Genomic DNA, 22,722 nt, shown 5'->3' on the forward strand with positions numbered 1-22,722 from the left:
CCATGCATGCGATCACCATCGAGCAGCCCGGCGGCCCCGAGGCCCTCGTCTGGGCCGACGTACCCGATCCGGTGCCCGGCGAGGGCGAGGTCCTCGTCGAGGTCGCGGCGAGCGCCGTGAACCGCGCCGACGTACTCCAGCGACAGGGGTTCTACGATCCGCCGCCCGGCGCCTCGCGCCATCCGGGGCTGGAGTGCTCCGGGCGGATCTCCGCGTTGGGGCCGGGGGTGTCCGGCTGGTCCGTGGGCGACGAGGTGTGCGCCCTGCTGGCCGGCGGCGGCTACGCGGAGCGGGTGGCCGTGCCGGCGGGCCAGTTGCTGCCGGTCCCGGCGGGCGTGGACCTGGTGACGGCGGCCGCACTGCCCGAGGTCGTCACGACGGTGTGGTCCAACGTCTTCATGGTGGCCGGACTGCGGCCCGGCGAGACCCTGCTGGTGCACGGCGGGTCCAGTGGGATCGGCACGATGGCGATCCAGCTGGCGAAGGCGGTGGGCGCGACGGTCGCCGTGACGGCTGGCGGCCCCGAAAAGCTGGCGCGCTGCAAGGAGCTGGGCGCGGACATCCTGATCGACTACCGCGAGCAGGACTTCGTGGCCGAGCTGCGCGAGGCGACGGGCGGGGCCGGGGCGGACGTGATCCTGGACATCATGGGCGCCAAGTACCTCGCCCGGAACGTGGACGCGCTGGCCGTGAACGGGCGGCTCGCGGTGATCGGGCTCCAGGGCGGGGTGAAGGCCGAGCTGAACCTCGGCGCGCTGCTGGCCAAGCGGGCGGCGATCACCGCCACCTCGCTGCGGGCCCGCCCTCTGGAGGAGAAGACGGCCATCGTCGCCGCCGTACGCGAGCACGTGTGGCCGCTGCTGGCCGCCGGACGGATCCACCCGGTGGTCCACGCGACGTTCCCGATGGCCGAGGCGGCCGAGGCCCACCGCGTGCTGGAGTCCAGCAGCCACGTGGGCAAGCTGCTGCTCACGGTGTGAGAGCCGGGCGCGGCGCCGCTGCGGGGGCTACGCCCCGAACCCCCGGTCCTCACACGCCGGACGGGCTGAAATTCAGCGCCGCCGGCGTGTGAGCCGCGGGGTCCGGGGCGGAGCCCCACAGGACAGCCGGCCGCGCCGAGCTACAGGCTGCGCAGCAGGACCGCCGGGGATTCGACGCAGTCGGCCACGTAGCGCAGGAAGCCGCCCGCCGTGCCGCCGTCGCAGACCCGGTGGTCGAAGGTCAGCGACAGCTGGACGACCTTGCGGACCGCCAGCTGACCCTCGTGCACCCAGGGCTTGTCGATGATCCGGCCCACGCCCAGCATCGCCGCCTCGGGGTGGTTGATGATCGGCGTGGAGCCGTCGACCCCGAACACCCCGTAGTTGTTCAGGGTGAAGGTGCCGCCGGTCAGATCGGCCGGAGCCAGCTTCCCGGACCGGGCGAGCTCCGTCAGCCGGGCGAACTCCGCCGACAGGGACTCCGGGTTGCGGTGCTGCGCGTCCCGGACCACCGGGACCACCAGGCCCCGCTCGGTCTGCGCGGCGAAGCCCAGGTGCACCGACGGGAGCCGGACGATCTCCTTGGCCGCCAGGTCCACGGTGGAGTTGAGCTCCGGGTACTTGGCCAGCGCGGCCGTGCAGATCCGGGCCAGCAGCGCGAGCACCGAGATCTTGGGCCCGCCCACCGCGTTCATCGCGGCTCGGGCGGCCATCAGCTCGGTGGCGTCGGCGTCGACCCAGCAGGTGGCGTCCGGGATCTCCCGGCGGCTGCGCGACAGCTTCTCGGCGACCGCACCGCGCACGCCCTTGAGCGGGATCCGCTCGCCCTGCGCCGCCACCGCCGGGGCCACCGGGGCGGCCGGGGCCGGCTCGGGTGCCCGCAGCGCGGCCAGCGCCGCCTCGACGTCGGCCCGCAGGATCAGACCCTCGGGCCCCGACCCCTTCAGTGCGCGCAGGTCGACCCCGCCGTCCTTGGCCAGCTTGCGCACCAGCGGCGAGATCACGGGCACCGGACCGGCGGACACCACGGGAACCACCGGGGCGGCCGGGGCGACCGGGGCCACCACGACGGGCGCCGAGACCGCGGCGGTGACGGGTCGCACCCGTCGCCGACGCGCCGGGCGCGAGTGGTCCTCGCCGTAACCGATCAGGGGTCGGGGCACGTTGCCGGAGCCCTCGGCCTCGGCCGCCTGCGCGGCCGGGGCCTCCGGGAGCGACGACGCCCCCACCGCCACGGTGATCAGCGGTGCTCCGACGGGCAGTTCCGTGCCCTCCTCCCCGAAACGGGCGGTGACGACACCGCCGTAGGGGCACGGAACCTCCACCATCGCCTTGGCCGTCTCGACCTCGACCACCGGCTGGTCGATGGCGACGACATCGCCCACCGCGACCAGCCAGCGGACGATCTCGGCCTCGGTCAGGCCCTCCCCGAGATCGGGAAGCTTGAATTCCATTACCTGCGGCATCAGTTCTCCCACTGCAGGCGTGCCACGGTGTCCAGGATCCGGTCCACACCCGGCAGGTGGTGCTTCTCCAGCATCGGCGGCGGGTACGGGATGTCGAAGCCCGTCACCCGCAGCACCGGCGCCTCCAGGTGGTGGAAGCAGCGCTCGGTGACGCGGGCGGCGATCTCCGCGCCCGGTCCGCCGAAGCCGCCGGCCTCGTGGACCACCACCGCGCGACCGGTGCGACGTACGGACTCCACGACCGTCTGCTCGTCGAAGGGGACGAGGGAGCGCAGGTCGACGACCTCCAGGTCCCAGCCCTCCTCGCGCGCCGCCTCGGCCGCCTCCAGGCAGACCGGGAGCGAGGGTCCGTAGGTGATCAGGGTCGCGCTCGTACCGGCGCGCCGGACCAGCGCCTTGCCGATGCCGGGCACGACCGTCGGCGCCTCGGGACGCCAGTCGGCCTTCGACCAGTAGAGCCGCTTCGGCTCCAGGAAGACCACCGGGTCGTCGCTCGCGATCGACGCGCGCAGCAGCCCGTACGCGTCCTCGACCGTCGCCGGGGTCACCACGTGCAGGCCGGGCGTGGCCACGTAGTACGCCTCGGAGGAGTCGCAGTGGTGTTCCACACCGCCGATCCCGCCGCCGTAGGGCACGCGGATGGTGATCGGCAGCGGCATCGCGCCGCGGGTGCGGTTGCGCATCTTCGCCACGTGCGAGATCAGCTGCTCGAACGCCGGGTAGGCGAAGGCGTCGAACTGCATCTCCACGACCGGCCGCAGCCCGTACATGGCCATGCCGACCGCCGCGCCCAGGATGCCCGCCTCCGCGAGGGGGGTGTCCGTGCAGCGCTCCTCGCCGAACTCCTTCGCGAGGCCGTCCGTGATCCGGAAGACCCCGCCGAGCGTCCCGACGTCCTCGCCCATGACGTGGACCGTCGGGTCCTCGGCCATCGCGTCGCGCATCGCGCGGGTCAGCGCCTGCGCCATCGTCGCGGGCTTGGCCCCCGTCTTCGCGGACTTCGCCGCCGCCACCGTCGTCACGCCTGGTCCTCGGCTTCCAGCTCTGCGCGCAGCATGGCCGCCTGCTCCCGCAGGCGGTCCGTCTGCTCCGCGTACACGTGCGCGAACAGGTCCATCGGGTCCACCACCGGGTCCGCGTTCATCCCCTCGCGGAGTGCCGCGGCCATCGCCTCGGCGTCCTCGCGCACCGCCTGGATCGCCGCTTCGTCGATGATCCCGCGGGCGGTCAGCTCACGCTCCAGCAGATCGACCGGGTCGTGCGCCTTCCAGGCCTCGACCTCGGCGTCACCGCGGTAGCGGGTCGCGTCGTCGGCGTTCGTGTGGGCCTCCATCCGGTACGTGACGGCCTCGATCAGGGTCGGGCCGCCACCGGAGCGGGCCCGCCGGACCGCCTCGGTCAGCACCTCGTGCATGGCGGCGATGTCGTTGCCGTCGACGAGCCGGCCGGGCATCCCGTACCCCACGGCCTTGTGGGCGAGGGTCGGGGCGGCCGTCTGCTTGGCGAGCGGGACGGAGATCGCGAAGCCGTTGTTCTGCACGAGGAAGACCACCGGGGCCTGCCAGACGGCGGCGAAGTTCAGCGCCTCGTGGAAGTCGCCCTCGCTGGTGCCGCCGTCGCCGACCATGGCGAGCGCGACGACGTCGTCGCCGCGCAGCCGGGCCGCGTGCGCCAGGCCCACCGCGTGCGGCAGCTGGGTCGCGAGCGGGGTCGAGAGCGGGGCTATGCGGTGCTCACGCGGGTCGTATCCGGTGTGCCAGTCGCCGCGCAGCAGGGTCAGCGCCTGGACGGGGTCCAGTCCGCGCGCCACGGCCGCCAGGGTGTCGCGGTAGCTCGGGAACAGCCAGTCCTGGTCCTCCAGGACCAGGGCGGCCGCGATCTCGCAGGCCTCCTGGCCGACGGTGGAGGGGTACACGGCGAGCCGGCCCTGCTTGGTGAGCGCCGTGGCCTGGGCGTTGTAGCGCCGACCGCGCACCAGCTCGGCGTAGCAGCGGCGCATCAGCTCCGGGTCGAGCCGGTCCGCCGCCTCGGTGCCCAGTACCCGGTAGGGCTCGGGGTCCGGAAGCAGCGGAGCGGCGTCCGTACGGGGGCTCCAGGCGGGCGGCTGGGTGGAACGGTGGGACGCACCGGCACCGGGCAGCTCTTGGACCGTCATGGCGGCGTACACCTCCTCGTGGGAAGCGGGCAGGGGGTGCCCCGGATGTGAGGCCCCTCACCTACCGATTGTTCGGTTGTCCGCGCAATTTGGCTACAGGCGGCTCCAGGCTGTGGACAAACGGGCGCCGGGGCCCTGGGATGGATGCAGGACGTCCAGGAGAGGGAGGCATCGGGCAATGCCGGATGAACAAATGGCCGGAACGGGTCCCGCACCGGCGACGCCGGGGGGCGCCCCGGGAGCCACGTCAGGCCCGCCCGCCGCACCCCGCCCCCTGGATCCGATCGACCGGTCGATCATGCGACTGCTCCAGGCGGACGGCCGGGCGTCCATACGGTCGGTGGCGGAGCAGGTGCACGTCTCACGGGCGAACGCCTACGCCCGGATCAACCGACTCATCGACGACGGGGTGATCCGCGGGTTCACGGCCCGCGTCAACCACGAGCGCGCGGGTCAGGGTGCGTCCGCCTACATCACCTTGAAGATCGTCCAGAACTCCTGGCGCACGGTCCGCGAGCAGCTGCGCGAGCTCCCGGGCGCGGCGCACATCGCGCTGGTCAGCGGCGATTTCGATGTCCTGCTGCTGGTGCACACCCCGGACAACCGGACCCTGCGCGAGCTGGTCCTGACCCGGCTCCAGGCCATCCCGGAGGTCCTCTCGACGCGCACCCTGCTGGTCTTCGAGGAAACGGATCTCCTCTCCCCGGGCCCGGGGAGCGGTCCGACCATCGCGGAGGAGTAGGCCCGCGCCGGTCCGGACGCTCTGGGCCGAACGCGCTACGCGCGGGTCCTGGCCGCCGGCACCCGGGACCCACCGACCGGCGGCCACACCGGGTCACCGCCGGCCGGTCGACGTCGGTCAGGGTGAGGAGCAGCCGCCCGTCGACCACCGCCTCGCGCAGGTCCTCGTGAGGGTGGGGAGGAAGGTGCTCACGCGGCAGGCTCGCACCCCGGCCGGCCGGGGTGCGGCCCGGCTCAGGGGGTCGGCGGGTGGGGGGTGGTGCGCAGGCCGTCGAAGGCCATGTGGACGACCGCGTCCGCGAGCTGGTCGGCGCCCGTGCCCGAGTGCGGGCGGTACCACTCGACCAGGGAGTTGACCATGCCGAAGAGCAGCCGGGTGGCCAGGCGTATGTCCACGTCGGCCCGCAGGTCGCCCTCCGCGGCGGCGGCCTTCAGCAGGTCCGCGACCTGGTGGTCGAACTCGCGGCGGCGCTCCAGCGCCCAGCGCTCGGTGCGGGTGTTGCCGCGCACCCGCAGCAGCAGCGTGACGTACGGCAGCTCGCCGACCAGGACCTCGACCGTGCGGCGCGTGACGTACTCGACGCGCTCGACCGCCCGGCCGCGTACCGCGCCCGGCTCGTCCAGGATCCCGAAGAGCCCGTCGAGGGCGCGGCTGACGGCGCGCCGCAGCAGTTCCTCCTTGCCCGCGACGTGGTGGTAGATCGAGGACTTCGAGATGCCCGCGGCCTTGGACAGGTGCTCCATGGAGGTGCCGTCGTAGCCGCGCTCGTTGAAGACCTGGACGGCCACGGACAGCAGGGTCTCGGGGGTGTAGGTGTCCCGCTTGGCCGTCGTCATTCGTTCTCCCCCGTGTCGCCCTGGTCGGCCTGGTCGCCCTCGGCGTCGGCCTCGTCGCCGTCCTCGTAGCCCAGTTTGAACAGGGCGAGGGAAGGCGCGTACCGGCCGCCGGGGACGCGTTCGTCGAGGTTGTGCAGCAGGTCGTAGGCCCAGTCCTGGCCGAGCCGGTCGTGCCATTCGGCCGGCCCCACCGGGTAGTTGACGCCGAGCCGCATCGCCGTGTCGATGTCCTCGGCGGAGGCCGCGCCCCGGGCGACGGCGTCGGCCGTGAGGTCGATCAGCATCGCGACGGTCCGCGCGACGATCATGCCGGGGACGTCGCCGATCACGGAGACCTGCTTGCCCAGCTTCTGGAAGAGGCCGATCGCCTCGGAGAGGGTCCGCTCGCTGGTGTCCGCGCTCGCGGAGAGCGCGATCCGGGTGGCGCCCCGGTAGTCGAGCGCGAGGTCGAAGTAGACGACGTCGGCGAACTCCACGGAGGTCTTGCCGTCCGCGAGGACCAGCTGGCCCTCGCCGGGCAGCTGGATGTACGGGCCGCCCTGCTCGGTGGCCACGACCGCGATCCCGGCCTCCTCCAGCAGGTCCACCAGGTCGGCGGCGGGCCCGAGGTCACCGACGACGGTGACCTTCGCCGGGGCCTCCTCGGGCGCGGCGGTGTGCGGCAGCGCGGGCTCGACGTCCGGACCGTACGGGTACCAGCCGTGCCCGCTCTTGCGGCCGAGGCGGCCCGACTGGACGAGGCGGCGCTGGGCCAGGGAGGGGGTGAACTTCGGGCTGTGGAAGAAGGACTCCCACACCGAGCGGGTCACGGCCTCGTTGACGTCCTGGCCGATCAGGTCGGTCAGCTGGAAGGGGCCCATCTTGAAGCCGCCGCTCTCGCGGAGCACGGCGTCGATGGTGGCCGGGTCGGCGCCCTGCTCCTCGTACACCGCGAAGGCCTCGGCGTAGAAGGGGCGGGCGATCCGGTTGACGATGAAACCGGGGGTGTCGGCGCAGCGGACCGGCGTCTTCCCCCAGTCGAGGACGGTGCGGTACGCGAGCTCGGCGGCGGCCGGGTCGGTCGCGAAACCGCTGACCACCTCGACGAGCGGGAGCAGCGGGGCCGGGTTGAAGAAGTGCAGGCCGAGGAAGCGGCCGGGGTGCGCGAGCGAGGCGCCGAGCTCGGTGACGGAGAGGGAGGAGGTGTTGGTCGCCAGCAGCGCGTCCGGCGCGAGCACCTCTTCGAGGGCGGCGAAGAGCGTCTGCTTCACGGTGACGTTCTCGACCACCGCCTCGATGACGAGGGCGGCCTCGGCGAGGTCCGTGAGGTCGCCGGCCGCGGCGATCCGGCCGATCGCGTCCTCGGCCTCGGCGCGGTCCAGCCGGCCCTTGGCGGCCATCCGCTCGACCCGGTCCTGGACGAAACCGACGCCGTCGGCGGCGAGCGCGGCGTTGATGTCGTAGATCAGCACGCGGTGACCTGCGAGGAGGGCGACCTGGGCGATGCCCTGTCCCATGGTGCCGGCGCCGACGACCGCCACAGTGCGGGACCGCTCGATTGCTGTCATGCCCTGATCCTCCCGCACACACTTGTCCACAGGTCCGCCGGGCCCTCTTGTCCCGACCGATCGTTCGGTTACTCTAACTCCAGTCTGCTCTCCTTCGCCCGGCTCAACGAGGAGTTGGTCCCTGATGGCCGCCGAGCTCACCGTCCCCCAGCTGTCCGCCAAGCACCGGCCCACCCTGGACCAGGCCCTGTCGGCGATCCGCAGCCGTGCCTACTGGTCCCCGCACCCCGAACATCCCAAGGCGTACGGCGAGACCGCGCCCGCCGACGGGCTCGCCGCCTTCGAGGCCGTCCGCGGCACGCGGCTGGACCTGGGCCAGCCCGGCACCGACGGCTGGACGGGCGCCGAGGTGTCCCCGTTCGGACCGGAGCTGGGTGTCGAGTACCCGCACGTGGACCCGGACGTGCTGCTGCCCGCGATGAAGGCCGGCATGGGTGCCTGGCGCGACGCGGGACCCGAGGCGCGCGCCCTGGTCTGTATCGAGATCCTGGCCCGCATCTCCGCCCGGACCCACGAGTTCGCGCACGCGGTCATGCACACCAGCGGCCAGGCCTTCATGATGGCGTTCCAGGCGGGCGGCCCGCACGCGCAGGACCGCGGCCTGGAGGCCGTGGCCTACGCCTACGAGGAGCAGACCCGCGTCCCGGGTCAGGCCGACTGGTCGAAGCCGCAGGGCAAGAAGGACCCCCTGGAGCTCGGCAAGACCTTCACGGCCGTCCCGCGAGGTGTCGCCCTCATGATCGGCTGCAACACCTTCCCGACCTGGAACGGCTACCCGGGCCTCTTCGCCTCCCTCGCCACCGGCAACGCGGTGCTGGTCAAGCCGCACCCGCGGGCCGTGCTGCCGCTCGCGCTGACCGTCCAGGTCGCGCGGGAGGTCCTCGCCGAGGCGGGCTTCGACCCGAACCTGGTGGCGCTCGCGGTCGAGCGCCCGGGCGAGGGCATCGCCAAGACCCTCGCGGTCCGCCCCGAGATCAAGCTGATCGACTACACCGGTTCCACGGAGTTCGGGGACTGGCTGGAGACCCACGCCCGTCAGGCGCAGGTCTACACGGAGAAGGCCGGCGTCAACACCGTCGTCCTGGACTCCACCGACAACTACAAGGGCATGCTGTCCAACCTGGCGTTCTCGCTGTCCCTGTACAGCGGCCAGATGTGCACCACCCCGCAGAACCTGCTGATCCCGCGCGACGGCATCGCGACGGACGCCGGCCACAAGACCTACGACGAGGTCGTCGCCGACCTCGCCGCCTCGGTCGGCGGCCTGCTGGGCGACGACGCCCGGGCCAACGCGCTGCTCGGCGCGCTGGTGAACCCGGACGTCAAGTCCCGGCTGGAGGCCGCGGCCGCGCTGGGCGAGGTCGCGCTGGCCTCCCGGGAGGTCGTGAACCCCGAGTTCCCGGACGCGGTGGTCCGTACCCCGGTCATGGTCAAGCTGGACGCGGCCAAGCCGGACCCGGAGGCGCCGTACCTCTCCGAGTGCTTCGGCCCGGTCTCCTTCGCGGTGGCCGTGGACACCACCGCGGACGCCCTCGACCTGCTGCGCCGTACGGTGCGGGAGAAGGGCGCCATGACGGTGGGCGCGTACACCACGTCGGCGGACACCGAGCGGGCCGTCGAGGAGGTCTGCCTGGAGGAGTCCGCGCAGCTCTCCCTGAACCTGACCGGCGGGGTGTTCGTGAACCAGACCGCCGCGTTCTCGGACTTCCACGGCTCCGGCGGCAACCCGGCGGCCAACGCGGCCCTGTGCGACGGCGCCTTCGTCGCGAACCGCTTCCGGGTGGTGGAGGTCCGCCGCCAGGCGTAACCGCGTCACGCAGACCCCGGCCCGGGTGGACCGCGCCCTCCCGCTACTCCCGCCGTTCTTCGGCGAAGAAGCGGGAGGAGGCGTCCACCCGGGCCGTCCCGCGTGGGGCCGCGACCACCGACTCGGCTAGAAGCTCTCGCCGTCCTGTTCGTCGGCCGGGGGCCCGCCCCAGTGGAAGAGGGTCATGGCCACACTGGTGGCGAGGTTGTAGCTGGAGACCTGGGGACGCATCGGCAGGGAGACGAGGTGGTCCGCACGGGCGCGCAGCTCCGGTGAGATGCCGTGGCGCTCCGAGCCGAAGGCGAGCAGGGCGTCGTCCGGGAGGGTGAGGGCGCGGATGTCCGCGCCCTCGGGGTCGAGGGCGTAGAGCGGCCCGGGGGGCAGTTCCTCCAGGGCGAGGCGCTCGACGGTGGTGGCGTAGTGCAGCCCGGCCCCGGCCCGGACCACGTTCGGGTGCCAGGGGTCGAGGTCGCCGCGGGTGACGACACCGGTGGCGCCGAAGCCGGCGGCGAGCCGGACGACGGCGCCGACGTTGCCGAGATTGCGGGGGTTGTCGAGGACGACGACGGGGGCCGGCCGGGGCAGCCGCCCCAGCCCTGCGATGCCGGCGGCCCGGTCGGGGCGGACCGCGAGGGCCGCGACCCCGGTGGGGTGCACACGGGTCAGCACCCCCTTGAGGTCGGCCCGTCGCGTGAGGCGCACCACGGCGGCCTCGACGTCCGGAGCCAGCTCACGGGCCAGCGCCCGTACGGCGCCGGGGTCCTCGGCGATGACCAGTCGTACGTCGGCCCCGAACCGCAGGGCGTGCTTCAGCGCGTGGAACCCGTCCAGCAGCACGAGATCCCCCGCCCGCTCGGCCTCCCGCCATTCCCGCACCGTGTCGTCCATACCCCGACCCTACGGTCCGCCCGGACGCCGTCCACCGCGCGGGCCGCTCCCCAGGGGAGGACCGTCAGCGCGGTCCCGGCACCGACACCGACACCGGCTCGGCGGCGTCCGGCTCGGCGGCGTCCGACTCGGGCTCCGCCGCACGCCGCCGCCGCACGGCGACCCGTACCCCCAGCCACACCAGGAAACCGGTCGGCAGGAACACCGCGTCCGCGGCGATCATCGCCAAGGAGAAGAACGGCAGCCCCAGCAGCACCGCGATCCCCGCGTGCTCCAGCATCATCAACGCCAGCAGCACGTTCTTGATCCGCCGGTTGAACAGCGTGAACGGAAACGCCACCTGCACCGCCACCGTGCCGTACGACAGCAGCATCACCAGCGTCCCGCTCCCCGCCAGCAGCGCCGACAGCGCCGGCCACGGGGTGAAGTAGTCCAGTCCCAGCGGGTAGTACAGGGCCGTCCCGTCCTGCCAACGGGACCCCTGGATCTTGTACCAGCCCGCCGTCGCGTAGATCAGGCAGACCTCCGCCATGATCACCAGCATGCCCGCGTTGTGCAGCAGGTTCGCGAGGACGTCCAGAACCGCCCGCCCCTCGCCCTGCGGCTCGTACCGGTCGACCAGCCACCACAGCCCGCAGACCACCCACACCGCCGCGAACGCCGCCGTCCAGCCGTGACCGAAGCCGCCGGTCGCCGCGCCGAAGGCGAATCCCACGCCGAGCACGCCCCACAGCACCGGCCCGGCCGCCCCGGCCGTCGCCGAGCCGTGCGTACGGGCCCGGCGCGCGTCCAGCGACCAGACCTGCGCGCACCGGGTCAGCACCAGGTAGATCGCCATCAGGTGGATGACGTTGTCCCCGCCGTCGCCCATGAACACGCTGCGGTTCTGCAGCGACAGCACTCCGATCATGAAGAGCACCGAGGTCGCCCGCGTCCGCCAGCCCAGCAGCAGCCCCACGCTCGCCAGCACGGACACCGCGTAGACGCTCTCGAACCACAGCGTCGAGTCCGACCACATCAGCACCGTGAAGGCGTGGTTGGTGTCGATCAGCCGCTCCGCGAGGTCCCAGCCCCACGGCCCGTCCGGCCCGTACAGCTCGGCGCGGTGCGGGAACTCGCGCAGCAGGAAGAAGAGCCAGGTCGCGGCGAAGCCGATGCGGACCACGGCGCTCTGGTACGGGCCCAGGGCCTGCCCGGTGACCCGCGCGGCCGCCCGGCCCGCCGCCTCGCGGGCGCGCCTCAGAGCGTCCACCACGGCAGCTCCCGGTAGTAGGTCTGGGTGTCGGTGGTCTCGGCGCTCCACTTCGGCGCGGGCACCGCCGTGGTCGCCGAGCGCAGCTGGATCCGCAGGATGGTTCCTTCCCGCAGCCCGGGGGCGAGCCGGTTCACCGCGATGCGCCGGAGGTACTCCTCGGACAGCTGCCCGCGCTCGCCGTTCGGCTTGTTGTCCTCGTCGTGGGAGCCGGTGAAGAAGTCCCAGGCGCGGCGGAGCTCGTTCTGTCGGGTGTGGCTCGGCAGCAGGCTGTGCCGGATGGCCTCGCCGTCCTCGGCGCTCAGGTCGCGCCAGGGGGTGGTGACCAGCTCACCGTCCTCGCCCCTGACGTCCGCGCGGGCCTCGACCGCGATGTTCTGCTGCAGCGGGTTGGGGGCGAACAGCTTCCAGTTCTGTTCGAACTCCGGATAGATCCAGCTGTCGATCGTCTTCGCGTGCTGCCGGCTGACCGTGTTGGTCGGCGCCACGTGCAGGAAGACGAAGGCGAGGTGCGTGCAGGCGGCCACCGCGACCACCCCGAGGGCCAAGGCGGTCACGACGCGGTACGGGGTGGAAAGACCGGCTATTCCGGGCGCCCGCGGGGGTGACGGAGCGGCCCTTTCGGCGGGCTCGTGCTCGTTCGAATCCATCCCCACCCGATCGTCCGGCGTCCACAGGGTTGACCTCAGAGGTTGACACCCTACGGGCCGCCGTCTCACCATTGAAGCGTATGAACCGAACGATCGGTCGGTCGGGCGGACAGCGGACTCTGGCAGGGGGCCGGAATGGTGGCAGTGACCCCGGAGACGGGGCCGGACACGGCTCTCGGGACAGACAGGACGGACGGGACAGGCATGACTGCTGACCTGGGCGCACAGCTCGCGGCGGCATTCGACGCGGCCGTGGCGGCCGACGAGCGGGTGGAGCCGCGCGACTGGATGCCGGACGAGTACCGCGCCTCCTTGGTGCGCCAGATGGCGCAGCACGCCCATTCCGAGATCATCGGCATGCAGCCCGAGGCGAACTGGATCACCCGCGCGCCCTCGCTGCGCCGCAAGGCGATCCTGATGGCCAAGGTCCAGGACGAGGCCGGCCACGGGCTGTACCTCTACAGCGCGGCCGAGACCCTCGGCACCAGCCGCGACGAGCTGCTCGACAAGCTCCACTCGGGCAAGCAGAAGTACTCCTCGATCTTCAACTACCCCACCCTGACCTGGGCGGACGTCGGCGCCATCGGCTGGCTCGTGGACGGCGCGGCGATCACCAACCAGGTGCCGATCTGCCGCTGCTCCTACGGGCCCTACGCCCGCGCCATGGTCCGGATCTGCAAGGAGGAGTCCTTCCACCAGCGCCAGGGGTACGAGCTGCTCCTCGCCCTCTCCCGCGGCACCGAGGCCCAGCACGCGATGGCCCAGGACGCGGTGGACCGGTGGTGGTGGCCGTCGCTGATGATGTTCGGCCCGCCGGACGACGAGTCGGCCCACTCGGCCCAGTCGATGGCCTGGCGCATCAAGCGGCACTCGAACGACGAACTGCGCCAGCGGTTCGTGGACATCGCCGTCCCGCAGGCCGAGTCCCTCGGTCTGACCCTGCCCGACCCGGACCTGAAGTGGAACGAGGAGCGCGGACACCACGACTTCGGCGCCATCGACTGGGCCGAGTTCTGGGACGTCCTCAAGGGCAACGGCCCCTGCAACGAGCAGCGGATCGGCCAGCGGCGCAAGGCCCACGAGGACGGCGCCTGGGTGCGTGACGCGGCCGCCGCGTACGCGCGCAAGCAGACGGCACAGCAGGTGGCACAGCAAGCGGCGAAGCACGCCGGACAGAACGAGGAGGCACGGGTATGACGCAGAACTGGCCCCTGTGGGAGGTCTTCGTGCGTTCGCGCCGCGGTCTCTCGCACACGCACGCGGGCAGCCTGCACGCACCCGACGCGGAGATGGCCCTGCGCAACGCCCGCGATCTCTACACCCGGCGCAACGAGGGCATCTCGATCTGGGTGGTGCCCTCCACCGAGATCACCGCCTCCTCGCCCGACGAGCGGGACCCCTTCTTCGCGCCGTCCGCCGACAAGCCGTACCGGCACCCCACCTTCTACGACATCCCGGAGGGCGTGAGCCACCTGTGACCAGCACCGACACCACGCGCCTCACCGGTGCCACCGCTGCGGCGGCACTCGCGCTCGGCGACGACGCGCTGATCCTCTCCCACCGCCTCGGCGAATGGGCCGGACACGCCCCCGTCCTGGAGGAGGAGGTCGCCCTCGCCAACATCGCCCTCGACCTGCTCGGCCAGGCCCGGATCCTGCTGTCCATGGTCGGCGACGAGGACGAGCTGGCGTACCTGCGCGAGGAGCGGTCCTTCCGCAACCTCCAGCTGGTCGAGCAGCCGAACGGCGACTTCGCCCACACCATCGCCCGCCAGCTCTACTTCTCCTTCTACCAGCACGAGGTCTACGGGGAGCTCGCCCGCGGGGACGGCCCGTTCGCGCCGCTGGCGGCCAAGGCCGTCAAGGAGACCGCGTACCACCGTGACCACGCCGAGCAGTGGACCCTGCGGCTCGGGGACGGCACCGAGGAGAGCCGCAGCCGTATGCGGGCCGCCCTCGACGCGCTGTGGAAGTTCACCGGCGAGATGTTCCAGCCGGTGGACGGCCTCGAAGGCCTGGACCTGACCGCCGTGGAGGAACGCTGGCTGGCCGCGCTGACCGGCGTGCTGGAGCAGGCCGGCCTCGACCTGCCCCAGGGTCCGCGCACCGGCGCCTGGGCGGCGGGCGCCGGACGGCAGGGCCTGCACACCGAGTCCTTCGGCCGGATGCTCGCCGAGATGCAGCACCTGCACCGCAGCCACCCGGGGGCCTCATGGTGACCACCGACGCCGGAACGACCCGCCTGGAGGCGGAACTGGCCGCGCTGGCCGGCTCCGTCCCGGACCCGGAGCTGCCCGTGCTCACCCTCGGCGAACTCGGCGTGGTGCGTGGGGTGCGGATGCACGAGGACGGCCGGGCCGAGGTCACCCTCACGCCCACCTACACCGGCTGCCCGGCCATCGAGGCCATGTCCGCCGACATCGAGCGGGCGCTGACCGGCCACGGCATCCCCGAGGTGACGGTGACGACCGTGCTGGCCCCCGCCTGGTCGACCGACGACATCAGCGCCGAGGGCCGGCGCAAGCTCGCCGAGTTCGGCATCGCCCCACCCCGTCCGCACGCGGCCGGCGGGCCGGTCCCGGTGACCCTGTCGGTCCGCTGCCCCCACTGCGGATCGACCGACACCGAGCTGCTCAGCCGCTTCTCCTCCACCGCGTGCAAGGCGCTGCGTCGCTGCACCGCCTGCCGCGAACCGTTCGACCACTTCAAGGAGCTCTAGATGGCCGCCCCCCGCCACGGCGCGTTCCACCCGCTGACGGTGGCGGCTGTCGACCGGCTCACCGACGACTCGGTGGCACTGACCCTGCGGGTTCCCGAGGAGCTGCGCGAGGACTACCGGCACGCCCCGGGCCAGCACCTGACGCTGCGCCGCACCGCCCCCGAGGGCGGCGTCGAGGTCCGCCGCACCTATTCGATCTGCTCCCCGGCACCGTCCGCGGCCGGCCCGGGCCCGGAGCGGCTGCGGGTCGGGGTGCGACTGGTGGAGGGCGGCGAGTTCTCCACCTTCGCCCACAAGGAGATCGCCGCCGGGGACGTGCTGGAGGTCATGGTCCCGGCCGGGCGCTTCGTCCTGGAGCCCACCGCCGCGCCGGCCTCGGGGCACTACGCGGCGATCGTCGGCGGCAGCGGCATCACGCCGGTGCTCTCGATCGCGGCGAGCCTGCTGGCCGCCCGACCCGACGCCCGGTTCTGCCTCGTGCGCAGCGACCGTACGGCGGCCTCGACGATGTTCCTGGAGGAGGTCGCCGACCTCAAGGACCGCTATCCGGCACGGTTCCAGCTGGTGACGGTCCTCTCCCGCGAGGAGCAGGAGTCCGGGCTGCCCTCCGGGCGGCTGGACGAGGAGCGGCTGGTGTCCCTGCTGCCGGCGCTGCTGCCGGTGACGGAGGTGACGGGCTGGTTCCTGTGCGGCCCGTACGGTCTGGTGCAGGGCGCGGAGCGAGCCCTGGGCGCGCTCGGCGTCGCGCGGACCCGGGTGCACGAGGAGATCTTCCACGTCGAGGACACCGCGCCGACGGCCCGCCCGGCCGGTTCCGCGGCCCCCGCGCACGGACGGGTCACCGCACGGCTCGACGGCCGCTCGGGCACCTGGCCGGTCCAGGACGGCGAGTCCCTGCTGGACGCGGTGCTCCGCAACCGCGCGGACGCCCCGTACGCCTGCAAGGGCGGCGTCTGCGGCACCTGTCGGGCGTTCGTGGTCTCGGGCGAGGTCCGGATGGAGCGGAACTTCGCGCTGGAGGCCGAGGAGACGGAGGCCGGGTTCGTCCTGGCCTGTCAGTCGCACCCGGTCACCGAGGAAGTGGAGATCGACTTCGACCGCTGAGCGGATCGACGTCCCTTCGGTCGGGCCCCTGTCCCAGGACAGGGGCCCGACCCGTCTCCAAGGCCTGTCCATTTTCCAGAACCTGTTCTATCTTGACGCACCGTCAGACGCGACCTCGTCGTCGGACCTGAACGCGCGGGAGGACAGGCAGTGGACTTCACCTTCACCGAGGAGCAGCAAGCCGCCGTCGAGGCGGCCCGGGCCGTCTTCGCGGATGTCGCGCCCGACGGCGTGCCCAGCCCCGCGCTGACCCCGGGGGCCGTCGCCGACGACTTCGACCGCCCGCTGTGGGCCAAGCTCGCCTCATCGGACCTGCTGAGCCTGGTGCTCGCCGAGGAGCACGGCGGGGCGGGCCTGGACGCCGTCGCCCTGTGCCTGGTGCTGCGCGAGGCCGCCCGGGTGCTGGCACGGGTCCCGCTGCTGGAGCACTGCGCCACCGCCATGGCCGTGCAGGCCCACGGCAGCCCGGAACTCGCCGCCGCCCTGCTGCCCGGCGCCGGGAACGGCACCCTCGTGCTCACCGCCGCCGCCCACGGACGCTCCGGCCACGACCCGGCCGAACTCGCCGTCATCGCCCGCCGCGAGGGCGAGGCGTGGATCCTGGAAGGTACGCAGACCGCGGTGCCCTGGGCGCACGGCGCGGACTGGATCGCCGTACCCGCGCACACCGGCGAGGGCGAGGCCGTCCTCGCGCTCGTCCCACGGGCCGCCGAAGGGCTGGCCCTCGCCGAGCAGGTCTCCACGAGTGGGGAGCGGCTCGCCGAACTCGCCCTCGACGGCGTGCGGGTGGACACCACGCACCTCATCGAGACCCCGGGAGCCTGGGAGCGGCTACGTCAGCTCCTCGCCACCGGGACCTGCGCGCTGGCGCTCGGACTCGGCGAGAACGTCCTCACCATGACCAGCCTGTACACCGGCAAGCGCGAGCAGTTCGGCTTCCCGGTGGCCACCTTCCAGGCCGTCGCCGTCCAGGCCGCCGACCGGTACATCGACCTGCGCGCCATGGAGGTCACCCTGTGGCAGGCCGCCTGGCGGCTCGACGCGGCGACCGGCGGCGCCGGCGGTCCGCTGCCGAGCTCCGGTGATGTCGCGGTCGCCAAGATCTGGGCCGCGGAAGGTGTGCGCCGGGTCGTACAGACCGCCCAGCACCTGCACGGCGGATTCGGCGCCGACACCGACTACCCGCTGCACCGCTACCACGCCTGGGCCAAGCAGCTGGAGCTCCAGCTGGGCCCGGCCGCCGCGCACGAGGAGGCCTTGGGCGACCTGCTGGCCGCCCACCCCCTCGCCTGAACCGGCTCCCCTCAGAGGACGAAGGCCGGGTTCCCGTTGTCCGTCACCATCGGGCGCCCGGCACCGTCCCAGGCCTGCATCCCGCCGTCGACGTTCACGGCGTCGATCTCCTGGCGCACCAGGTACTGGGTGACCTGCGCGGAACGCCCGCCGACCCGGCACATCACGTACACCCGGCGACCGTCCTCGACCGCCTCGGTCAGCTCACCGAAGCGGGCCACGAAGTCGCTCATCGGGATGTGCAGAGCGCCCTCGACGTGGCCGGCCGCCCATTCGTCGTCCTCACGGACGTCGAGGACAAAGCCTTCGGAGGGCACCGCGGTGGCGTCCACCGAGGGAAGCGGTCCGAAGTTCATAGCTGTCGCCTTCTCTCTTCACGAATCTGCTGCCAACCTATCCGACCACCCGGTACGGGCGGACCGGGCTCACTCGGCGGCGAGCTCCGCCGCCAGCTCCGCCTCGCGCTCGGAGACCTGCGCGAGCAGCTGCTCCGCGATCTCCTCCAGCAGCCGGTCGGGGTCCTCGGGCGCCATCCTCAGCATCGACCCGATCGCGCTCTCCTCCAGCTCCTTGGCCACGAGCGACAGCAGCTCCTTGCGGCGTGCAAGCCACTCCAGCCGCGCGTACAGCTCGTCGCTCTCGCCGGGCGCAGACGCCTCGGGCGCCGGTCCGGCCGCCCATTCCTCGGCCAGCTCGCGCAGCAGCCCCTCGTCACCGCGCCCGTAGGCGGCGTTGACCCGCGCGATGAACGCGTCGCGCCGCTCCCGCTCGCCTTCCTCCTGCGCGAGGTCGGGGTGGGCCTGACGGACCAGCTCGCGGTAGAGGCGGCGCACCTCCTCCGAGGGCCGCACCCGCTCCGGCGGCCGCACGGGCCGGTCGGTCAGCATCGCGGCGGCGTCGTCGGAGATCCCGTCCGAGCCCAGCCAGTCGTGGAACAGCTCGTCCACCCCGGGCATCGGCATGACCAGCGAGCGCGCCTCCCTCGCCCGCCGCAGGTCCTCGGGATCGCCGCTGCGGGACGCCTTCGCCTCGGCGATCAGGGCGTCCAGCTCGTCGAGCCGGGTGTACATCGGGCCGAGCTTCTGGTGGTGCAGGCGGGAGAAGTTCTCCACCTCCACCCGGAAGGTCTCCACCGCGATCTCGAACTCGATCAGCGCCTGCTCGGCGGCCCGCACGGCCCGCTCCAGGCGCGCCTCCGGGCGCTCCCCACCGGTGACGGAGGAGTCACCGGAATCACCGGGGACTGTCTGCTCAGGCTGCTCGGTCTGCTCGCTCACCCGGCCAGCCTACGGCCCGCCCGCGCGGGCGATGTTTCACGTGGAACATCGCCCGCCGCGGCAGGACCCGCCACGGCTCCGACCGAACCGCTCAGGCCCTGGTCGGAGCACCCGCGGGCGGCCGCGGAAGACCCGCGGCCGGCCGCGCGGGACCGCCGAGCACCGTCAGACCCCGATCTCCGCCGCGATCCGACCGGCCCGCACGGCCGCCACCAGGTCGGCGTGATCGGCCTCGGTGCGGTCGGCGTAGGCCACCGCGAAGGCCGCCATCGCCTCGTCCAGCTCGTCGTTCTTCCCGCAGTACCCGGCCAGCAGCCGCGGGTCGACGCTGTGCGCGTGCGCCCGGGCCAGCAGGGCGCCGGTCATCCGCCCGTAGTCGTCGATCTGGTCGACGGCCAACGCCGCCGGGTCCACGCTGCCCTTGCGGTTGCGGAACTGCCGCACCTGGAAGGGCCGGCCCTCCACCGTGGTCCAGCCCAGCATGATGTCGGAGACCACCTGCATCCGCTTCTGCCCGGCCACCACCCGAAGGCCCTCGTGCTGCTCCGGGGCCGGCGCGAAGCCCAGCCCGGGCAGGTGCGGCAGCAGCACCGAGGGCCGCGCCTCCTTGACCTGGAGCACCAGCGGCTCGCCCCGGTGGTCCAGCAGCAGGACCACGTACGAGCGGGTGCCGACGCTCCCGGTGCCCACCACGCGGAAGGCAACGTCCTGGATCGCGTACCGGGCCAGCAGCGGCAGCCGGTCGCCCTGCAGCGTCTGCAGGTAGGGGCCGAGCGAGGCCGCCACGGCCGCCGCCTCCCCGTCCCCGACCCGGCGCAGCACGGGCAGCGCGTCGACGAAGCGTCGGCCGCCGTCCGGTCCTATCTCCGTGGACTTGGCGGCGAACCGCGCGGAGGTGTTGTTGCGGGCCTTCTCCGAGACCCGCTCCAGCGTGCCCAGCAGATCACGGGCGTCGGCGTGCGAGACCAGCTCCTCGTCGGCGATGGCGTTCCACGCGTCGAGCGCGGGCAGCTTCGCCAGGAGCCGCATGGTGCGCCGGTAGGCGCCGACGGCGTCGAGTGCCGCCGCCCGGCAGGTGTCCTCGTCCGCGCCCGCCACCCGGCCCGCCAGGACCAGCGAGGCCGCCAGCCGCTTCACGTCCCACTCCCACGGGCCGAACACGGTCTCGTCGAAGTCGTTGAGGTCGATGACGAGCCGCCCGCTCGCGTCCCCGTACAGACCGAAGTTCGCCGCGTGCGCGTCGCCGCAGATCTGCGCTCCGACCCCGGTCACCGGACCACCGGACAGGTCGTGGGCCATCAACCCGGCCGCGCCCCGCAGGAACGCGAAGGGGTTCGCGGCCATCCGGCCGACCCGTATCGGCGTCAGCTCGGCGACCCGCCCGGCGTTCGACTCCTCCACCGCGCGCACGGCGTCCGGCCGCCCGGCCGGCGCCACGAAGGTGGCGTGCGCCGACCGCGGCAGGCGGGCGCGCAGCGCCTTGCCCTCCTCCTTCGGTGAACCGGCCGCCACCCTCGGAGCGAAGCCCGCCACGTCCGGAATCCGCTGACCCGCAATCGCCGCCATCGACGCCGCCCCCACCCGTTCACTTCATTGATCGCTTCTCGAACGGGCTGACCGTATCTACAGCCCGGCGTCCCTGGCCAGCAGTGCCGCCTGCACCCGGTTCTCGCAGTCCAGCTTCGCCAGGATCCGGCTCACGTACGTCTTCACGGTGGCCTCGCTCATGTGCAGCCGTCGGCCCGCCTCCGCGTTGGACAGGCCCTCGCCCAGCAGCGCCAGCACTCCGCGTTCCCGGTCGCTGAGCTCCGCCACCTGACGCCGGGCCACCTCCCCGCGTACGGCGGCCTTCCCGGAGGCCAGCTGGTCCACCACGTGCCGGGTCGCCCCGGGCGAGAGGTAGGCGTCCCCGGCGGCCGCCGCCCGGACCGCCCCGATCAGCTCGCCCGGCGCCGAGTCCTTCAACAGGAATCCCGCGCCGCCCTCGCCGAGCGCCCGCAGCACGTTCTCCTTCTCGCCGAAGGTGGTCAGGATCAGCGCCCGCACCTGCGGCACGGCCCGTCGCAGCTCGCCCAGCGCCGACAGCCCGTCCATCACCGGCATCTGGATGTCCAGCAGCATCACGTCGGGCGCGTGCGAGCGCGCCAGGTCCACCGCCTCCTTGCCGTTCGCCGCCTCCGCGACGACCTCGATGTCCGGCGCCGAGGTCAGGATCATCCTGATCCCGGCCCGGATCAGTGGCTCGTCATCGGCGATCACCACTCTGATCACTTCGGCTGTCACCCCGCGCTCCTACTGCTTGACCTCGTACTCCTGCTTTTCCACGAGCTTGCCGTCCCTGAAGCAGAACCGGAAGATCCGGTCCGTTCCCAGGGAGCCCGAATTGTCCTCGGCCAGCAGGGCCAGACATTCCGAGCCCGCGGGCCGGGGCGGCCCCTTCCTGGCGGCCCCGGCGGTCATGAAGTTCTCCCCGGTCGGCAGCCGGTCGCGGACGGCCTGCTCGGTCTCGCCCACGTGCACGGCGTCGAACTCGTCCCGGTCGATCATCGCGTCGCTCGCCGAGTCGATCAGCAGCACCGCACCGGCCCCGAACACGATCACCAGCAGCACCACCGCCGCGAAGGCGATCCCGCAGCCCACCGCTACCCCACCGGACCGGCTGGGCATACGGACGGCCAGCTCCCGGTCCACCGCCTGCCAGTCCATCGGCTGCTCGCCGCCCCGCCCGGGCGGCGGACCGCCCGCGTGCGCGTGCGCCTGCTGCCCGAAGTCGTCGGCCACGTCCACCACGCCGGCCGGCTCCGCCCCGTACGGCAGGACCCCGGCCACCCGGAACCCGCCGCCCTCGACGGGACCCGCGTGCACCATCCCGCCGACCAGCCGGGCCCGCTCGCGCAGCCCCGTCAGGCCCTGCCCGCCCGACACCACCTCGTCGGCCGGCGGCCCCGCCGACGGCCCGTTGGCGATCTCCACGACCAGCGAGTCGTCCTCGTAGCGCAGCTCCACCGCGATCGGCGCCCCCGGCGCGTGCTTGTACGCGTTCGTCAGGGCCTCCTGCACGATCCGGTACGCGGCGTGGTCGCACGCCGCGACCAGCGGCCTCGGCCGGCCCGAGGTGGTCATCCGGACGTCGGTCCCCGAGCCCTGGGCCGCCTCCACCACCCCCGCGATACCGGCCACCCCGCGCGCCGCGGGCTGGGCCTCCTCCACGGGCGCGGGCGCCTCCACCCCGTCGCGCAGGATGCCGACGACCTCGCGCAGCTCGTGCATGGCGGCCACCGAGGCCTGCCGCAGCACGCCCACCGCCTCACGTTGACGGTCGGTGAGTTTCGGATCCACCTCCAGCGCGCCGGTGTGCACGGCGATCAGCGCCAGCTGGTGCCCGAGGCTGTCGTGCATGTCCTGGGCGATGCGCTGACGCTCGCGCAGCCGCGCCTGCCCGGCGACCATGGCCCGCTCGCGCAGCAGCTGCCCGTTGCGCTCCTGCAGCGCGCGCAGCAGGGTGCGCCGCTGCGACCAGTACCGGCTGGCCAGACCCGGCATCACGGTCGTCGCCAGGAACATCAGCGTGGAGAAAACGATCACGAGCAGCGGCTGCATCTGTGCCCACTGCTCCACCACGCTGCAGCCGACCGCCGCCACGAAGGCCAGCGTGAAGGCGGCCAGCGCCCGGCCCACCCCGATGATCCGCCGGCCGGCCGACCAGCCCAGCAGGGGCAGCACGAAGAAGGCCCCGGGCAGGAAGGTGACCACGCCCGAGGCGAACACGAGCGTGCTCCCGGGCAGCCTGCGGCGCGTCAACGTCAACACGATCGCGAGCACGGCTCCGAGCAGCATGCGCCGCCCGGAGGCGTTGCTGACCTCCTCGACGCCCAGGCCGAGGATGGCGAGCACGCCGCCGAGCGCCAGGTCCCCGAACAGCATTCGCCGGGTCCACGGCTCCGGGCCCTTCAACCAGTCCCAGCCGGCACGCGTCTTCGCCTTCGCATCCACGCGCCCGACCCTAG

General features: G+C 73.1%; 22 protein-coding genes. 9 read left to right on the forward strand and 13 right to left on the reverse strand.

The window, feature by feature from the left end:
• Positions 1 to 2 precede the first annotated feature (2 nt).
• Positions 3 to 980, forward strand: a complete 978-nt coding sequence (locus tag ACWG52_RS18630; RefSeq protein ID WP_389804207.1) for an NAD(P)H-quinone oxidoreductase — start codon at positions 3 to 5, stop codon at positions 978 to 980.
• A 140-nt stretch (positions 981 to 1,120) separates the two neighbouring features.
• Here the strand turns inward: ACWG52_RS18630 and ACWG52_RS18635 are convergent, their stop codons facing one another.
• The 3 genes from ACWG52_RS18635 to pdhA are packed head-to-tail and all read right to left on the reverse strand — an operon-like array spanning position 1,121 to position 4,601.
• Positions 1,121 to 2,446, reverse strand: coding sequence for a dihydrolipoamide acetyltransferase family protein (locus tag ACWG52_RS18635; RefSeq protein WP_390139326.1), 1,326 nt, complete (start codon positions 2,444 to 2,446; stop codon positions 1,121 to 1,123).
• Positions 2,446 to 3,414: an alpha-ketoacid dehydrogenase subunit beta gene (locus ACWG52_RS18640; RefSeq protein WP_389804916.1), complete on the reverse strand. Its 969-nt coding sequence runs from the start codon at positions 3,412 to 3,414 to the stop codon at positions 2,446 to 2,448. The genes ACWG52_RS18635 and ACWG52_RS18640 overlap by 1 nt, the downstream gene beginning before the upstream one ends.
• A gap of 50 nt (positions 3,415 to 3,464) precedes the next feature.
• On the reverse strand, positions 3,465 to 4,601 hold the full coding sequence (gene pdhA / locus ACWG52_RS18645) for a pyruvate dehydrogenase (acetyl-transferring) E1 component subunit alpha (protein ID WP_389804213.1): 1,137 nt from the start codon (positions 4,599 to 4,601) through the stop codon (positions 3,465 to 3,467).
• A gap of 178 nt (positions 4,602 to 4,779) precedes the next feature.
• Here pdhA and ACWG52_RS18650 point away from each other — a divergent pair, with 178 nt between their 5' ends.
• A complete protein-coding gene (locus tag ACWG52_RS18650; RefSeq protein WP_389804216.1) occupies positions 4,780 to 5,343 on the forward strand; it encodes an Lrp/AsnC family transcriptional regulator in 564 nt (187 codons plus the stop codon).
• 233 nt (positions 5,344 to 5,576) lie between these two features.
• On the opposite strand, the gene ACWG52_RS18655 is transcribed toward ACWG52_RS18650, so the two are convergent.
• Both ACWG52_RS18655 and ACWG52_RS18660 read right to left on the reverse strand, forming a co-directional pair.
• Complete coding sequence (locus ACWG52_RS18655; RefSeq protein WP_389804219.1) at positions 5,577 to 6,179, reverse strand: TetR/AcrR family transcriptional regulator; 603 nt, start codon at positions 6,177 to 6,179, stop codon at positions 5,577 to 5,579.
• Complete coding sequence (locus ACWG52_RS18660) at positions 6,176 to 7,726, reverse strand: 3-hydroxyacyl-CoA dehydrogenase (protein WP_453129019.1); 1,551 nt, start codon at positions 7,724 to 7,726, stop codon at positions 6,176 to 6,178. The genes ACWG52_RS18655 and ACWG52_RS18660 overlap by 4 nt, the downstream gene beginning before the upstream one ends.
• 124 nt (positions 7,727 to 7,850) lie before the next feature.
• On the opposite strand from ACWG52_RS18660, the gene paaN reads away from it, so the two are divergent.
• Complete coding sequence (gene paaN / locus ACWG52_RS18665) at positions 7,851 to 9,533, forward strand: phenylacetic acid degradation protein PaaN (RefSeq protein ID WP_389804225.1); 1,683 nt, start codon at positions 7,851 to 7,853, stop codon at positions 9,531 to 9,533.
• A 126-nt stretch (positions 9,534 to 9,659) separates the two neighbouring features.
• On the opposite strand, the gene ACWG52_RS18670 is transcribed toward paaN, so the two are convergent.
• From ACWG52_RS18670 to ACWG52_RS18680, 3 genes are all read right to left on the reverse strand, one after another.
• On the reverse strand, positions 9,660 to 10,421 hold the full coding sequence (locus tag ACWG52_RS18670) for a TrmH family RNA methyltransferase (RefSeq protein WP_389804228.1): 762 nt from the start codon (positions 10,419 to 10,421) through the stop codon (positions 9,660 to 9,662).
• A 64-nt stretch (positions 10,422 to 10,485) separates the two neighbouring features.
• Positions 10,486 to 11,664: an HTTM domain-containing protein gene (locus ACWG52_RS18675; protein WP_390139408.1), complete on the reverse strand. Its 1,179-nt coding sequence runs from the start codon at positions 11,662 to 11,664 to the stop codon at positions 10,486 to 10,488.
• Complete coding sequence (locus ACWG52_RS18680; protein WP_390139328.1) at positions 11,661 to 12,323, reverse strand: DUF5819 family protein; 663 nt, start codon at positions 12,321 to 12,323, stop codon at positions 11,661 to 11,663. The genes ACWG52_RS18675 and ACWG52_RS18680 overlap by 4 nt, the downstream gene beginning before the upstream one ends.
• Before the next feature lie 135 nt (positions 12,324 to 12,458).
• On the opposite strand from ACWG52_RS18680, the gene paaA reads away from it, so the two are divergent.
• The 6 genes from paaA to ACWG52_RS18710 all read left to right on the forward strand — a co-directional run bounded on the left by paaA (position 12,459) and on the right by ACWG52_RS18710 (position 17,438).
• Positions 12,459 to 13,520, forward strand: coding sequence for a 1,2-phenylacetyl-CoA epoxidase subunit PaaA (gene paaA, locus ACWG52_RS18685; protein WP_033214840.1), 1,062 nt, complete (start codon positions 12,459 to 12,461; stop codon positions 13,518 to 13,520).
• Complete coding sequence (paaB, locus tag ACWG52_RS18690; protein ID WP_030817166.1) at positions 13,517 to 13,801, forward strand: 1,2-phenylacetyl-CoA epoxidase subunit PaaB; 285 nt, start codon at positions 13,517 to 13,519, stop codon at positions 13,799 to 13,801. Before paaA ends, paaB begins: the two co-directional genes overlap by 4 nt.
• The gene (gene paaC, locus ACWG52_RS18695) at positions 13,798 to 14,541 is read left to right on the forward strand and encodes a 1,2-phenylacetyl-CoA epoxidase subunit PaaC (protein WP_314243059.1); all 744 of its coding nucleotides are present in this window, start codon (positions 13,798 to 13,800) and stop codon (positions 14,539 to 14,541) included. The genes paaB and paaC overlap by 4 nt, the downstream gene beginning before the upstream one ends.
• A complete protein-coding gene (gene paaD, locus ACWG52_RS18700) occupies positions 14,535 to 15,041 on the forward strand; it encodes a 1,2-phenylacetyl-CoA epoxidase subunit PaaD (protein WP_033214842.1) in 507 nt (168 codons plus the stop codon). Before paaC ends, paaD begins: the two co-directional genes overlap by 7 nt.
• Positions 15,042 to 16,145 carry a 2Fe-2S iron-sulfur cluster-binding protein gene (locus ACWG52_RS18705; RefSeq protein ID WP_389804236.1) on the forward strand — a complete coding sequence of 368 codons (1,104 nt, stop codon included), beginning with the start codon at positions 15,042 to 15,044 and terminating at the stop codon, positions 16,143 to 16,145.
• A gap of 150 nt (positions 16,146 to 16,295) precedes the next feature.
• Positions 16,296 to 17,438 carry an acyl-CoA dehydrogenase family protein gene (locus tag ACWG52_RS18710; RefSeq protein WP_389804239.1) on the forward strand — a complete coding sequence of 381 codons (1,143 nt, stop codon included), beginning with the start codon at positions 16,296 to 16,298 and terminating at the stop codon, positions 17,436 to 17,438.
• Between the two features lie 11 nt (positions 17,439 to 17,449).
• On the opposite strand, the gene ACWG52_RS18715 is transcribed toward ACWG52_RS18710, so the two are convergent.
• The 5 genes from ACWG52_RS18715 to ACWG52_RS18735 form a co-directional block, all read right to left on the reverse strand.
• A complete protein-coding gene (locus tag ACWG52_RS18715) occupies positions 17,450 to 17,794 on the reverse strand; it encodes a rhodanese-like domain-containing protein (protein WP_109779232.1) in 345 nt (114 codons plus the stop codon).
• Between the two features lie 69 nt (positions 17,795 to 17,863).
• A complete protein-coding gene (locus ACWG52_RS18720; protein WP_389804923.1) occupies positions 17,864 to 18,625 on the reverse strand; it encodes a hypothetical protein in 762 nt (253 codons plus the stop codon).
• Positions 18,626 to 18,880: 255 nt separating this feature from the next.
• Positions 18,881 to 20,281 (reverse strand): DUF2252 domain-containing protein, encoded by a 1,401-nt coding sequence (locus ACWG52_RS18725; RefSeq protein ID WP_389804241.1) that lies wholly within the window; start codon positions 20,279 to 20,281, stop codon positions 18,881 to 18,883.
• Positions 20,282 to 20,338: 57 nt separating this feature from the next.
• Positions 20,339 to 20,998, reverse strand: a complete 660-nt coding sequence (locus ACWG52_RS18730; RefSeq protein ID WP_389804243.1) for a response regulator — start codon at positions 20,996 to 20,998, stop codon at positions 20,339 to 20,341.
• A 9-nt stretch (positions 20,999 to 21,007) separates the two neighbouring features.
• Positions 21,008 to 22,708, reverse strand: coding sequence for a sensor histidine kinase (locus ACWG52_RS18735; protein WP_389804246.1), 1,701 nt, complete (start codon positions 22,706 to 22,708; stop codon positions 21,008 to 21,010).
• Positions 22,709 to 22,722 lie beyond the last annotated feature (14 nt).

This window comes from Streptomyces sp. CLCI03 (genome assembly GCF_053615355.1).

Coding starts and splice junctions, on each gene's coding strand:
- ACWG52_RS18630 (WP_389804207.1), top strand. CDS start 3: ATGCATGCGATCACCATCGAGCAGCCCGGCGGCCCCGAGGCCCTCGTC.
- ACWG52_RS18635 (WP_390139326.1), bottom strand. CDS start 2,446: ATGCCGCAGGTAATGGAATTCAAGCTTCCCGATCTCGGGGAGGGCCTG.
- ACWG52_RS18640 (WP_389804916.1), bottom strand. CDS start 3,414: ATGGCGCAGGCGCTGACCCGCGCGATGCGCGACGCGATGGCCGAGGAC.
- pdhA (WP_389804213.1), bottom strand. CDS start 4,601: ATGACGGTCCAAGAGCTGCCCGGTGCCGGTGCGTCCCACCGTTCCACC.
- ACWG52_RS18650 (WP_389804216.1), top strand. CDS start 4,780: ATGCCGGATGAACAAATGGCCGGAACGGGTCCCGCACCGGCGACGCCG.
- ACWG52_RS18655 (WP_389804219.1), bottom strand. CDS start 6,179: ATGACGACGGCCAAGCGGGACACCTACACCCCCGAGACCCTGCTGTCC.
- ACWG52_RS18660 (WP_453129019.1), bottom strand. CDS start 7,726: ATGACAGCAATCGAGCGGTCCCGCACTGTGGCGGTCGTCGGCGCCGGC.
- paaN (WP_389804225.1), top strand. CDS start 7,851: ATGGCCGCCGAGCTCACCGTCCCCCAGCTGTCCGCCAAGCACCGGCCC.
- ACWG52_RS18670 (WP_389804228.1), bottom strand. CDS start 10,421: ATGGACGACACGGTGCGGGAATGGCGGGAGGCCGAGCGGGCGGGGGAT.
- ACWG52_RS18680 (WP_390139328.1), bottom strand. CDS start 12,323: ATGGATTCGAACGAGCACGAGCCCGCCGAAAGGGCCGCTCCGTCACCC.
- paaA (WP_033214840.1), top strand. CDS start 12,459: ATGGTGGCAGTGACCCCGGAGACGGGGCCGGACACGGCTCTCGGGACA.
- paaB (WP_030817166.1), top strand. CDS start 13,517: ATGACGCAGAACTGGCCCCTGTGGGAGGTCTTCGTGCGTTCGCGCCGC.
- paaD (WP_033214842.1), top strand. CDS start 14,535: ATGGTGACCACCGACGCCGGAACGACCCGCCTGGAGGCGGAACTGGCC.
- ACWG52_RS18705 (WP_389804236.1), top strand. CDS start 15,042: ATGGCCGCCCCCCGCCACGGCGCGTTCCACCCGCTGACGGTGGCGGCT.
- ACWG52_RS18715 (WP_109779232.1), bottom strand. CDS start 17,794: ATGAACTTCGGACCGCTTCCCTCGGTGGACGCCACCGCGGTGCCCTCC.
- ACWG52_RS18725 (WP_389804241.1), bottom strand. CDS start 20,281: ATGGCGGCGATTGCGGGTCAGCGGATTCCGGACGTGGCGGGCTTCGCT.